The sequence below is a fragment of the Klebsiella sp. GFKo11 genome, assembly GCF_056490265.1.
Window position 1 is genome coordinate 4,138,999 of sequence record NZ_CM151369.1, and the last position, 13,348, is coordinate 4,152,346.

General features: G+C 52.8%; 12 protein-coding genes. 1 reads left to right on the top strand and 11 read right to left on the bottom strand.

Features of this window, described 5'->3' with window-relative positions; genetic code table 11:
- Positions 1–77: 77 nt before the first annotated feature.
- Positions 78–857, top strand: a complete 780-nt coding sequence (elyC, locus tag AC07P6_RS20150) for an envelope biogenesis factor ElyC (protein WP_434659476.1) — start codon at positions 78–80, stop codon at positions 855–857.
- On the opposite strand, the gene AC07P6_RS20155 is transcribed toward elyC, so the two are convergent.
- The 11 genes from AC07P6_RS20155 to loiP form a co-directional block, all read right to left on the bottom strand.
- Positions 834–1,727, bottom strand: coding sequence for a YcbJ family phosphotransferase (locus AC07P6_RS20155; protein WP_434659478.1), 894 nt, complete (start codon positions 1,725–1,727; stop codon positions 834–836). The genes elyC and AC07P6_RS20155 overlap by 24 nt on opposite strands.
- Before the next feature lie 141 nt (positions 1,728–1,868).
- A complete protein-coding gene (kdsB, locus tag AC07P6_RS20160) occupies positions 1,869–2,615 on the bottom strand; it encodes a 3-deoxy-manno-octulosonate cytidylyltransferase (RefSeq protein ID WP_478314381.1) in 747 nt (248 codons plus the stop codon).
- Complete coding sequence (gene ycaR, locus AC07P6_RS20165; protein ID WP_110275150.1) at positions 2,612–2,794, bottom strand: protein YcaR; 183 nt, start codon at positions 2,792–2,794, stop codon at positions 2,612–2,614. Before ycaR ends, kdsB begins: the two co-directional genes overlap by 4 nt.
- A 52-nt stretch (positions 2,795–2,846) precedes the next feature.
- Positions 2,847–4,076 (bottom strand): winged helix-turn-helix domain-containing protein, encoded by a 1,230-nt coding sequence (locus tag AC07P6_RS20170; RefSeq protein WP_478314383.1) that lies wholly within the window; start codon positions 4,074–4,076, stop codon positions 2,847–2,849.
- 43 nt (positions 4,077–4,119) lie between these two features.
- Positions 4,120–5,100: a tetraacyldisaccharide 4'-kinase gene (lpxK, locus tag AC07P6_RS20175; protein ID WP_304257656.1), complete on the bottom strand. Its 981-nt coding sequence runs from the start codon at positions 5,098–5,100 to the stop codon at positions 4,120–4,122.
- On the bottom strand, positions 5,097–6,845 hold the full coding sequence (gene msbA / locus AC07P6_RS20180; protein WP_110275156.1) for a lipid A ABC transporter ATP-binding protein/permease MsbA: 1,749 nt from the start codon (positions 6,843–6,845) through the stop codon (positions 5,097–5,099). Before msbA ends, lpxK begins: the two co-directional genes overlap by 4 nt.
- Before the next feature lie 45 nt (positions 6,846–6,890).
- Entirely contained in the window at positions 6,891–9,146 is a 2,256-nt protein-coding gene (locus AC07P6_RS20185; protein ID WP_478314385.1) for a ComEC family protein, read from the bottom strand.
- 206 nt (positions 9,147–9,352) lie between these two features.
- Entirely contained in the window at positions 9,353–9,640 is a 288-nt protein-coding gene (ihfB, locus tag AC07P6_RS20190) for an integration host factor subunit beta (protein WP_004100704.1), read from the bottom strand.
- A gap of 150 nt (positions 9,641–9,790) precedes the next feature.
- Complete coding sequence (gene rpsA, locus AC07P6_RS20195) at positions 9,791–11,464, bottom strand: 30S ribosomal protein S1 (RefSeq protein ID WP_110275160.1); 1,674 nt, start codon at positions 11,462–11,464, stop codon at positions 9,791–9,793.
- A 136-nt stretch (positions 11,465–11,600) separates the two neighbouring features.
- A complete protein-coding gene (cmk, locus tag AC07P6_RS20200; protein ID WP_110275162.1) occupies positions 11,601–12,284 on the bottom strand; it encodes a (d)CMP kinase in 684 nt (227 codons plus the stop codon).
- Between the two features lie 171 nt (positions 12,285–12,455).
- Positions 12,456–13,223, bottom strand: a complete 768-nt coding sequence (gene loiP / locus AC07P6_RS20205; protein ID WP_304257646.1) for a metalloprotease LoiP — start codon at positions 13,221–13,223, stop codon at positions 12,456–12,458.
- Between the last annotated feature and the right edge of the window lie 125 nt (positions 13,224–13,348).

The following is a 13,348-nucleotide window of genomic DNA, read 5'->3' on the forward strand; positions in this document are numbered from 1 at the left end:
CCGCGCGGAGAATGGAGCGATCTGTTATAAGATCCGGGCATATCTTTGGTTATATGGTTAAAAAGGAACCATCCGGCATGCTTTTTACGCTGAAAAAGTTTTTAGGCGGCATGATGCTCCCGCTCCCCCTCCTGTTATTGCTTATCGCCCTGGGGATAGCGTTGCTGTGGTTTAGCCGTTTCCAACGCACCGGCAAGCTCTGCGTGAGCCTCGGCTGGCTACTGTTGTTGCTTCTTAGCCTGCAACCCGTGGCCGACAGTTTGCTCAAACCTATTGAGGATAAATACCCGACGTGGCGCGGCGAAGAGCGTGTGCAGTACGTGGTTGTGCTCGGCGGAGGCTACACGTGGAACCCTGAGTGGGCTCCCAGTTCAAACCTCATCAGCAATAGCTTGCCGCGGTTAGCGGAGGGGATCCGCCTGTGGTATGCAAACCCGGGTGCAAAATTGATCTTTACTGGCGGGAGAGCAAAAACTAACCCGATGAGTTCCGCAGAAACCAGCGCCAGAGTTGCAGAGAGTCTGGGCATACCGCGCAGCGAAATTATCGTGCTGGATAAACCCAAAGATACTGAAGAAGAGGCTGCGGCGGTGAAAGAAGCGATTAGCGATGCCCCATTCCTGCTGGTGACCTCCGCCTCACACCTGCCGCGAGCGATGATTTTCTTTCGTCAGGCCGGACTGAACCCTTTACCCGCCCCCGCCAACCAGTTGGCGATCGAGTCACCACTCAATCCGTGGGAACGCGCAATTCCGTCCCCCGTGTGGCTGATGCATAGCGATCGGGTTGGCTACGAAACGTTAGGCCGCATCTGGCAGCGGTTAAAAGGATCCTCAGGCGAGCCAGGGCAAAATTGATTTTGCCGCAAGGTCGAAACGGGCGCGCTCAAAGCGCCCGGTATTCACCAGGTTTTCCACTTCATCCCACAACAGATACAACCAGCGCCGCCAGAGAAAAGCCTCAGCTACCGGCGCACGACGCAGATAGTGCCACAATAGCTGCTCTCCTTGCCCACCATCGGCCAGACGAAATAACTCAAATTCACGCGGAGCCCACAGCATCATGCCCGGCCCCACCATCGCCAGCAGCTGATCGCTACGCGCATCTTTCAGCATGCTGCGCAGCGTAAAGCTACCGTGCACCAGAACACAGTTATCATTAAAGTCTTTAAACAGATCTGCAAGGCATTCGCGAGTACGGAACAAAATACGTTTGTCCTGCATGGTCAGGCCGGTATCCTGATAGAGATTCAGCGTGCTCCATAACACCTCGATCCGTTGGCGATACCAGTGCGGCCAGAGGTTTTCCTGAGTGCTATCAACCATCCCTACGCAACCACCGCTATCCTGCCGATGCCAGGCCAGTAGCGCTTCAACGATTTGCTCCTGCAATTGTTCCCAGCGTTCCGGGGTACGGGTGGGCGCTTCAACCGAAACGCCACGCAGTCGTTCAATCAGCAGGACATCGGGCCCAGGTTGCTCTTCATGCGTCATCACGCCATAGACAACCGGCATGCGTACGGTTCCACTACGCGCCAGAGTCGAGATTTTCCACGCCAGCTGACGCGCTATACCCGGCGTCGTAAAACTACGCGCCAGCAGCGGCATTGGGTTTCCTTGAGCATCATATAGCGACCACAGCGCCGACGAAGGCTTTTCACTGACGCACTCCACGCGGCTTAGTTTTTCACCAAGCAGATGGCTCAGTTCGGTACGCAACTGTTCCATTTCAGATTACCCCTATGAATACTATCGATTTCATAATGAGCGTCTGCTACGGGGTTGTCATCGGGTAAGATCAAAATTGCCGCAAAAAAGTATGGAAAAATGGCCTGAATATATCCCCTCCAGACGGAGGGGATGAAAAGATTAACGCAACTCCGCGCGAACGCGTTCCAGATCTTCCGGCGTATCAACGCCCGTACCTGGAACCACTTCAGCCACCGCAACATGGATTTTTTCGCCGTACCATAGCACGCGCAGCTGCTCCAGCATTTCAATCTGCTCCAGCGGACTTGGCGCCCAGCTGACGTAGCGACGAATAAAACCGGCGCGATAGCCGTAAATACCGATATGGCGCAGCAGAGAGTCGCCGATAGTTTCGCGGGATTGAGCAAAACGATCGCGATCCCACGGGATGGTGGCGCGGGAGAAGTAGAGCGCGTAGCCCGCAGCGTCCATCACGACCTTCACCGCATTCGGATTGAATGCTTCTTCGGAATCATGGATTGGTACCGCTAAGGTTGCCATACCGCTGGTGCTGGCCGCCAGATTTTCAGCGACCTGACGCACTATCGCTGGCGGAATCATCGGCTCATCGCCCTGAATGTTAACGATGATAGTGTCGTCACTAAAGGCGCATTTCTCGACCACCTCGGCAAGGCGCTCGGTACCGGATTGATGATCTTCACACGTCATACATACTTCACCACCAGCAGCTTCAACCGCGCGGGCAACGTCCGGATGGTCAGTAGCAACGATGATACGGTCGGCTCCGGACTCACGTGCACGCTCCAGCACATGGACAATCATCGGTTTGCCATTGATATCCTGGAGCGGTTTTCCCGGCAGGCGAGTCGAAGCAAAACGCGCGGGAATGATAACCACGAAGTTCATGACTGGCTCTCTTCTACGGCAAGCGGACGGGCTTCAGTTTCTAACAGTACAGGAATGCCGTCTCGCAGCGGGAAAGCCAGGCTATCAAGTTTGCAGATCAGTTCTTGCTTATCCTGGCTGTAATACAGCTTACCGTTACAAACCGGACAGGCGATAATTTCAAGTAAACGATGATCCATGATTCCTCCAGATGGACCGAATAGATTCCGCAGAAGCATACCACACGCAGGCTCAGGCGGCGTCAATTTCCCAACCCTGTCGTTGCCCGGTAAAGAGCTCCGCCGGCAGCTGCCCGCAGGCCACCTGCGTCGCGTCCTGCCAGCGGGCGAAATCATCAATCGCCCGTTTTAATCCCTTCTCCAGACCCGATGTCAGCTTGACGCCATCCTCCAGCCACAGTGAGAAAATTTCCAGTACCTCGGTTTTGCGATGCATTTTACTATCCATCCGCCCCACCAGCTTTCCCTGGTGCAGAAGCGGTAAAACAAAATAGCCGAACTGGCGCTTCGGTGCGGGCGTGTAGCACTCCAGCCGATAGCTAAAGTTAAACAGCTGTTCGGCCCGTTTACGATCCCATACGACCGGATCGAAAGGCGAAAGTACGGCGCTATGGCTGGCAGACAGCCTACCGCCAGGTGCTGACTCCAGTTGCGCTAGCGCATCGCGATGGAGCCACATTTCACCCAGCGCTTCTACATTCACCGGTACCACCAGCCCTTCTTCCTGCCATTTCGCCAGCAAACCAGGTAGCGAGGGTTGGCGCAAGCGATAATAATCCGCCAGCCACTGCGGGCGAAAAATCCCCAGGCTACGGGCGCTGTTGCGCAGCATAATGTCTTCTGCCTGCTCTTGCGAAAGCCCATCCCGCTCATCATTCCAGTGCGGCATTACCCGATGCATCAGGTCATAAACCCGCTGAAAATTGCGCCGTTCGACAACCATAACTTCGCCTGCGGTAAATAAACCTTCAAGGTGACGTTTATGCGGTTTCCACTCCCACCAGCCGCTGGTGCCTTTGCGCGGATGCTCGAAATCTGCCGAGCGGACCGGGCCGTTTTCAGCGATATGATTCAGTAATTCCTGAATGCTCTCGGCATGTTCGTCCATCCACTCTTTATGATACTTCCAGCCCATTTTATCCGGCGTCAGCATACGGTGACGTACCAGCGAAAAGTCACTACGCGGTAAAAAGCAGGCCTCATGGGCCCAGTACTCCATCAGTTCACCCGTGCGTAGCGCCTCATCCAGCCAGCCCTGTTGATAGTGACCGAGGCGGCTAAAAAGCACCAGGTATGGGCTACGGGCGACAACGTTAATGGTGTCGATTTGCAGTAAAGACATCTGCTGGATAGTCTGCAAAATATCTTCGGGTCGCGCGCGACGGCGGGGCTTTTTCAGCAGCCCCTGCGCGGCAAGATGGAGATGGCGGGCTTCTTTAAGCGAGAGGGACAATACCGACATGCAGGTTCTCCATTAAGGGCTCCAGCGCAACGGTATGGCAAAACTAACGTTGCGCCAGCGTAACTAAGTCCGTGAGCAGCCGCTGTGCGCGTTCATCAGCCATTATGGCGTCGACGGGTAAATACCACCAGTTAGCTTGTGCAAACTCCCGGCATTTGACCGCGTCTTTTTCGGTCATCAGCAGGGTTTGCTGTGACGTCGCCAGGGCAGCGACGTCGCTTTGATTCAATGCCTGATGATCGGCTAAGGCCACAGTTTTCACTGGCTGCACGCCACAACTCTCAAGCGTGGCAAAAAAACGCGGCGGGTGACCGATTCCTGCCATCGCCACCACATTGTCGAATGCCGCGACGTTTCGACGTTCGCCAGTCAGCAGATTCACCGCCAGTCCAGGACGGAGCTGCATCGGGATCTCTCCCGGTCGGGCCACACCGCCATTAACGATAATCGCATCCACGCTGTGTAAACGTGAGGCGCGCTCGCGCATCGGTCCGGCGGGCAGCCACCAGCCGTTGCCAAAACGGCGCACGCCGTCTATCACCACGATTTCTTTATCACGCGCCAGCTTGTAGTGCTGTAGACCATCATCAGTGACGATAATCTGCAGATCGTTTGCTGCCAGTAAAGCCTGAACCGCATCGCTACGAGATGGAGAGACGGCGACTGGTGCACCGGTACGCTGGCGAATCAGTACTGGCTCATCGCCTGCTTCAACAGTACCGGTATCAGCATTCAACACGAGCGGATAGCTTGCCGCTTTACCGCCGTAGCCGCGAGAAACAACGCCAACGCGAATGCCGCGCTGCTGGAGCTGCTCCACCAACCAGATCACAACCGGCGTTTTACCATTACCGCCGGCGGTCAGGTTTCCCACCACCACGACCGGGACCGGCGCTCGCCAGGCTTTGCGCCATCCCAGCTTATAGCTAAGCCGTATTAACCCGCTCACCAGGCCATACAGCCAGGAGAGCGGCAGCAACAACCACCATAAAGGCGATTCACCGGACCAGATGCGAGCAATCATGCGCCGAATTGCATCTTATGCAGTTGAGCGTAAACGCCCTTATGCTCCAGCAGATCGGTATGGCTGCCGCGTTCAACGATTTGGCCATCTTCCACCACCACGATCTCGTCAGCTTGCTCAATCGTCGACAGGCGGTGGGCGATAACCAGAGAGGTGCGGTTTTTCTGCAGTTCGTCCAGCGCAGCCTGGATAGCGCGTTCGGATTCAGTATCCAGCGCCGATGTGGCTTCGTCGAGAATCAGAATCGGGCTGTTACGCAGCAGCGCGCGCGCGATAGCAATACGCTGGCGTTGTCCGCCGGAGAGCATCACGCCGTTTTCACCGATAATCGTATCGAGGCCATTATCCATTTTGTTAATAAAGTCCATGGCGTAAGCCATGCGTGCCGCTTCTTCAATCTGCTCACGGCTGTACTCTTCGGTACGCGCATAGGCAATGTTATTTGCCACCGTATCGTTGAAGAGATGGACGTTTTGCGACACCAGCGCGACCTGATCGCGCAGGGAAGTCAGCGTGTACTCGCGCAGGTCATGACCGTCCAGCAATATCTGGCCTTCATCGACATCGTAGAAACGCGTGATAAGGCTGGCGATAGTCGATTTACCTGAGCCTGAACGCCCAACCAGCGCCACGGTTTTCCCTTCGGGTATGTTCAGGTCGATATTGCGCAGCGCAGCAACTTCGCGTCCTGGGTATCTGAAGGTGACGTTTTTAAATTCCAGATTGCCCTTCGCGCGCGCGATCTCCAGCTTGCCTTCGTCTTTCTCCTGCTCGGAATCAAGGATAGCGAAAAGCGTCTGGCACGCCGCCATCCCACGCTGGAACTGGGCATTGACGTTAGTCAGCGACTTTAAAGGACGCATTAAAGCAATCATTGAGGAGAAGACAACGGTGATGGTACCGGCAGTCAGCGTCTCCATTACGCTCGGGAAGCTCGCAGCATAAAGCACAAAAGCCAGCGCCAGAGAGGCTATCAGCTGAATGATCGGATCCGAAATAGAGGACGCAGAGACCATTTTCATCCCTTGCAGACGCATCTTGTTACTGACCTTATCAAAACGCTTGGTTTCCACCTTCTGGCCACCAAACATCAGCACTTCTTTATGCCCTTTCAGCATTTGCTCTGCGCTGGTCGTCACCTGACCCATCGTGTTCTGCATATTCTTACTGATGTTACGAAAACGCTTCGACACCACGCGGATAGCGATCGACACAATCGGCGCGAGCACGATAAGAATCACCGAGAGCTGCCAGCTGTAATAGAACATCATGATAAACAGGCCGATAATCGATGCTCCTTCACGCACGACAGTGATCAGCGCGCTGGAAGAAGAGGATGCGACCTGTTCGGAATCATAGGTAATACGAGATAACAACGTACCGGTGGACTGTTTGTCAAAGAAGGAGACCGGCATTCCCATCATGTGGCTGAATAAACGGCGGCGCATCGTCATAACGACTTTGCCTGAGACCCATGAGATACAATAGCTCGAAACGTAGCTGGTAACACCGCGCAGAATCATCAGCCCGATAACCACCAGCGGCATCCATATCAGCACTGAGCGATCCGTTTTACCAAAACCATCATCCAATAACGGTTTAAGAAGCGATAGCATGAAGGTATCACTAGCCGCGTTAAGCACTAGCGCCACTGCCGCAACGATTAGCCCGGGTTTAAACGGCGCTATAATCGGCCAGAGTCGGCGGAAGGTCTGCCACGTGGAGAGATCTTTATCGTTCTGCATTCAATAAACCAGCTTGTGTTGAAATAGCCGCATATTCTACCCGTTCTACGCCTTCCCGCCAAACCACTGATGATACCAACGAGGTAAAACTTGATCCCGTAAGCCATAGATTTGCCAACTATCTGTGGAAAAAACAACCGTAATTTGCCCCTGGTGCGGGGTATCGAACCATTGATAACCCAAGTTCCGATAACGCTGAATCACTTTACTGGAGGGCATACGCCATGCGTTAAAGCGTGAAGCTGAGGCAAGCGCCGCTTCGCCTCCCACGCTCTGAAGTAAAGCTGTCCCTGACGAGGTATTGCTACCGTGATGCGGAACCTGGATAAGTGTAGACGCAAGATGCTGCCAATAGTGGCTGATCATCGCCATTTCCGCAGGGGTTTCGATATCACCCGTAAGCAGAATACTGTGCTTGCCGTCATCAATTCGCACTACGCAGGAACGATTATTTCCCTGCTTTGTCACTCCCGACAGTGGCCACAGAGCACGAAAAGTTAGCCCTCTCCATTGCCAGGTTTCACCGCGCTGACAGGCTAAATGCCCCGCCCAGCCCAACGGGCTACGAACCCATAGTTGCGGCCATGCTTTCTGTATCGAATTCAATCCGCCGCGATGATCGAGATGTTCATGACTCAGAATGATCCCCTCCGGTTGCAAATGATGCCAACGCAGCCAGGGGATAATAATTTGCTGACCACTGTCACCGTCTGGCCACGCCAGCCCGGTATCATAGAGAAGCGCCGCTCCCTGACGTTCAATAACCATAGCCAGCCCCTGCCCCACATCCAGCATCGTCACTCGCCATTCATTAGCGTCGGTATTACGCCCAAAAGGCCGACTCAATAACACAAGACACCCTAAACAAAGCGCAGGTAGCGTCCGCCAGGCATGAAAGCGCCAGGCTATCAATGCCAGCCAGGGTATTATGCTTACGCCAAGCCAGCGAACATCCAGGCCCAACCAACCGGGTGGCAGCTGGCGTAATGACCAGAATAACGCGGCCAGAATCCGGTCCGTCAGTTGCCACAAGGCCATCTCTACAAATATCGGCCCGCAAAGATGCAACAGCATTGCTACCAGAATCAGCGGGACAACAACGAAGGTAACCAAGGGCACAGCAATCAGATTGGCGATGATGGAAGTCATACTGATGCCATGAAAGAGAGCAATTTGGATGGGGATAAGTAAGAACATCAATCCAATCTGCAAATGACACAGCGCAAGTATCTGACGTAGCAACCAATGCCTTTCACGAAGTGAAATCGGCGCCAACTGGTACCAGAATATCAACGCAGCGACGGCAAACGCTGATAACCACAGGCTTTCGGATAAAACAGCTAACGGGTCAGCGAACAAAATCGCGCCAATGCAGCAACACCATATTTGCCACGGCGACCAGCGTTTACCGGATAACCGGAGCCAGCAGCCGACGGCTAATGCGGCGCAGGTACGCAATGCAGGCGGCTGCATACCAGTCAGCCAGGAGTAGAAGATGGCGCATCCCAGGCCAATAAGCAACGGTGCCCGCCAGCCAAGCCAGCGGCATGGGAGAAAGAACTGCAGCCCTCTCAGTAATAACCAACCAAGCGAAGCCCCCAGCGCAATATGTAAACCCGAAATCGCCATCAGATGCGACGTGCCGGTTTCCTGCATCAAGGTCTTAATCTCACGAGGAACGGCCAGACGCTCTCCCATGCCTAATCCTAGTATCACCGACCGCCATGGTAATGTATCAAGTGTTTGGTTTAGCGATGCCAGATAGCGTGCCCGCAAACTACAGCGTCTGTCCCGGGCTTCGGCGGTAAGAAATCGTCCAGTCAGCGGGCGATGCTGCGACAAGGCATAGCGTTGACTATCAAATCCGCCATCGTTGAGTTGTCCGTGAACCGGGCGAGCGCGAAGCGTCATTGCCCAGACCTGACCCGCGCAGGGTGTTTCAGGTAGATAGTTGCCGTAGAGACTCACTCCAGGAGCGGGAAATAGCCGCCGCCCATCCAGACGAACGATCTTTCCCTGATGGACTGTCTGTCCATCGGTTGCGGTAAGTTCAATTTCAACCTGTCGATTTCTGTCTAGTAATGTTTCGGTTGGCCATAACACCTGTCGGGCACTGAGTATCCCCCAAACCAGGAACAACATTATCAACGCGACATATTGCGCAGTGCCGTGACGGCATTGCGCAATAAGTAATGCAAGGGCAATGAGTCCCCAGACAACAAAGCGTCCGGGCAAAACGGGTAACCAGAGCAGCGGTAAGATACCGACAATCACACAGCCAGCGAGTTGTGGTAAACGCATTGACACCTCCTTGTCGGCAGAAGTGTCGCGCCAAATAGAAGATATGTCTTACACGGCGTAGATGAGTTGCATGGTGCTTTCCAGTGAATTTACTCTGTTACCAGAAAACGACCTGTGTTTTGTGAGGAGAGATGGAGAAAATACAAAAAAAAGCACCCGAAGGTGCTTTTTCAACGTTTAAGTATGTTGTCGCCGCTCAGCGAAACTTACTCTTCGTAAATATTGGCGCGGTCGCGTAATTCTTTACCTGGTTTAAAGTGTGGAACGTACTTACCTTCCAGTTCAACTTTGTCGCCAGTTTTTGGATTACGCCCGGTGCGGGGTGCTCGATAATGCAAAGAGAAGCTGCCGAAACCGCGGATTTCAATGCGCTCACCTTGAGCAAGCGTTGAGGCCATATGCTCCAGCATTTCTTTAACAGCATCTTCTACTGCTTTCGCAGGAATGTGAGATTGCTGGCTGGCAAGTCTTTCTATCAATTCTGACTTGGTCATTATTCCTCCGGTTTCCTTCAAGGCAAAGTTATCTAACAGCTTAAACAAGGGCGGCCGTAGCCGCCCTTTGTGCTTGATTACAGGACGAATCCTACAATCTGTCAAGTAAACTCGTCATAATTCAGGTTGTTGTAACCCGAAAGACTAAGATTACTCGCCTTTAGCTGCTTTGAAAGCTTCAGCCATTGCGTTGTTAGAGAAACCTGCTTCTTCCTGTTTGTTAACAGTAGCGATAGCATCTTTCTCATCAGCTTCGTCTTTAGCACGAACAGACAGGCTGATTGCACGGTTCTTACGATCAACGCCAGTGAATTTAGCTTCAACGTCGTCGCCTACGCTCAGAACCAGAGTTGCATCTTCAACGCGGTCACGTGAAGCTTCAGAAGCGCGCAGGTAACCTTCAACGCCGTCAGCCAGTTCTACGGTTGCGCCTTTAGCGTCAACTGCAGTCACTTTACCGTTTACGATTGCGCCTTTCTTGTTCAGTGCAACCCAGTTGTTGAACGGATCTTCTGCGAGCTGTTTAACGCCCAGAGAGATACGCTCACGTTCTGCGTCAACCTGCAGAACAACTGCTGCGATTTCGTCGCCTTTTTTGTATTCACGTACTGCTTCTTCGCCTGCAACGTTCCAGGAGATGTCAGACAGGTGAACCAGGCCGTCGATGCCGCCGTCCAGGCCGATGAAGATACCGAAGTCAGTGATAGACTTGATTTTACCTTCAACACGGTCGCCCTTGTTGTGGGTTTCCGCGAACTGCTGCCATGGGTTGTTTTTGCACTGCTTCAGGCCCAGGGAGATACGACGACGTTCTTCGTCGATATCCAGAACCATAACTTCCACTACGTCACCAACGTTAACAACTTTGGATGGGTGGATGTTTTTGTTGGTCCAATCCATTTCGGAAACGTGAACCAGGCCTTCAACGCCTTCTTCGATTTCAACGAAGCAGCCGTAGTCGGTCAGGTTGGTCACGCGACCAGTCAGTTTGGTACCTTCCGGATAACGCTTAGCGATAGCTACCCATGGATCTTCGCCCAGCTGTTTCAGGCCCAGAGATACACGAGTACGCTCGCGGTCGAACTTCAGCACTTTAACAGTGATTTCGTCGCCAACGTTTACGATTTCGCTCGGATGCTTAACGCGTTTCCATGCCATATCGGTGATGTGCAGCAGGCCGTCAACGCCACCCAGATCAACGAATGCACCGTAGTCAGTGAGGTTCTTAACGATACCTTTGACTTCCATGCCTTCCTGCAGGTTTTCCAGCAGCTGATCGCGTTCTGCGCTGTTTTCGGACTCGATAACGGCACGACGAGAAACAACAACGTTGTTACGTTTCTGGTCCAGCTTGATGACTTTGAATTCAAGCTCTTTGCCTTCCAGGTGCAGCGTGTCGCGCACCGGACGAACGTCTACCAGGGAGCCTGGCAGGAACGCACGAATACCATTCAGCTCAACAGTGAAGCCACCTTTAACTTTGCCGTTGATAACACCGACTACAGTTTCAGCTTCTTCGTAAGCTTTTTCCAGCGTGATCCAAGCTTCGTGACGTTTAGCTTTTTCACGGGACAGCAGGGTTTCACCGAAGCCGTCTTCTACTGCATCCAGAGCAACGTCAACTTCGTCACCAACCTGGATTTCCAGCTCGCCCTGGGCGTTTTTGAACTGCTCTGCCGGAATGGCAGACTCAGATTTCAGACCGGCGTCAACCAGTACGATATCTTTGTCGATAGCAACAACAACACCACGAACGATGGAACCCGGACGGGTTTCGATTGTTTTTAAGGATTCTTCAAATAGTTGAGCAAAAGATTCTGTCATGTTTAATCTTCAGGTTTCATATTTAACGTCCACCTGGCTCCATGCCGGATGGGGTTGTTTAACATACCCGCTAACACTCCATTGCTGCGGGGGTACTGCTAAAATTCGGAGGCTATTGCGCTTCACCGATGAACAATTAAGCGACTGCCAGTTTTTCGCGCGCATATTGTAGCGCTTTTTCAATCACTTGCTCAATGTTTAGTTCTGTGGAATCAAGAACTAAAGCATCGGCTGCCGGGACAAGCGGCGCCACTGTGCGATTACGATCGCGGTCATCGCGTTCTTTTATCTCGGATAAAAGGCGATCAAAGTTAACACTAAAGCCCTTCTCCTGCAACTGAAGCATGCGGCGCTGAGCACGTTCTTCCGCTGAGGCATCAAGGAAAATTTTCACCGGCGCATCAGGGAACACTACGGTCCCCATATCACGCCCGTCGGCAATCAGGCCGGGGAGATCGCGGAAGGCGCGCTGACGGCGCAGCAACGCTTCTCTTACACGTGGGAAAGCGGCCACTTTTGATGCCGTATTGGCCACTTCCTGAGTGCGAATTTCAGCACTAACATCCTCGCCTTCAAGAATCACTTCCAGGCTACCGTTAGTAGAAACAAAACGCACATCCAGATGCGCGGCCAGTGGAACCAGCGCGTCTTCAGATTCAACATCTACGTGGTGATGCAATGCCGCCAGAGCCAGAACACGATAAATCGCCCCAGAATCCAGCAGATGCCAGCCCAGCGTTTCCGCCATTGCCTTGCACAATGTGCCCTTACCCGCACCGCCAGGCCCATCAATGGTGATTACCGGAACAGCTACCGTCATCTTTTTCTCCTTCAGCAAGGCGCATAAATATATAAACGCCGCGCATTATACGCATCTATACGACGGAAAGTGAGTGTTGCTTGCAAATTACGGACAACAGGAAATGGAATGCAGAAGAATTACGCAATTATAGCGGGCTGATGGAGCATCAGCCCGAATTGGGGCAAAGTTTTACTTTTTATCAGCGGCGATGCGGTCGCGAATATGCTGCGCACGTTCAGCTGAAGGCGGATGTGAATCGAACAAAGATTTACTATGTCCGGCGTCAAGGCTGGCCAGTTTGTCGAAGCTTCCCACCAGACCCTGGGTGCTGATCTTACGTTTCTTCATCAGATCGTAAGAGAAATCATCGGCATCCGATTCCTGAGAACGAGAGAAGGCTGAGTTAATCATTCCCTCGGCGATATCACCCAACTGAGATTTAGACAAACTCGCAGCCGCTCCACCAGTTGCTGAAACAGCATCACGCGCGGCGATAGTTGCATAAGCGGTTTGCATCGCTTTACGCGAGTGACCCAGCGCAACGTGACCCAGTTCATGGCCCAGTACGCCCTCGACTTCATTATCGGTCATCATGTCCATCAGACCGCTATAGACGCGCACGCAGCCGTTAGCCATTGCCCAGGCATTCACGTCTGATGTCACGTAAACTTTGTAGTTCACCGGGGTGCCATCGATATTATTGCCTAACGCTTTGGCAATTTTATTCAGGCGTTTGGTGTACTTGCTTGAAGAGCCCGCCAGTTGATTTTCGCCATCCATTTGCTTACAGGCATCATCGGAAAGTGTTTTGACTTCAGCGTCAGAGAGGGTCGCTGCTTTGTAGGCCGTCATCCCGGAATTGACCAGGGCGTTGGTATCCACACCTTGCATATTTTTACAACCTGCCAACAACGTGGCAGAAACAGCTAAAGCCAGCATTAATTTTGTATTTTTCATATCAATCATCCATTGATTTTTCATATTAATTGCTTATAAATCCTATATTTACAAGCACTCAAGGCTAGCATTTAGTTTATCTGCCGACAAGCACGTAAAAAAAACGCCGACCTCCTGGCCGGCGT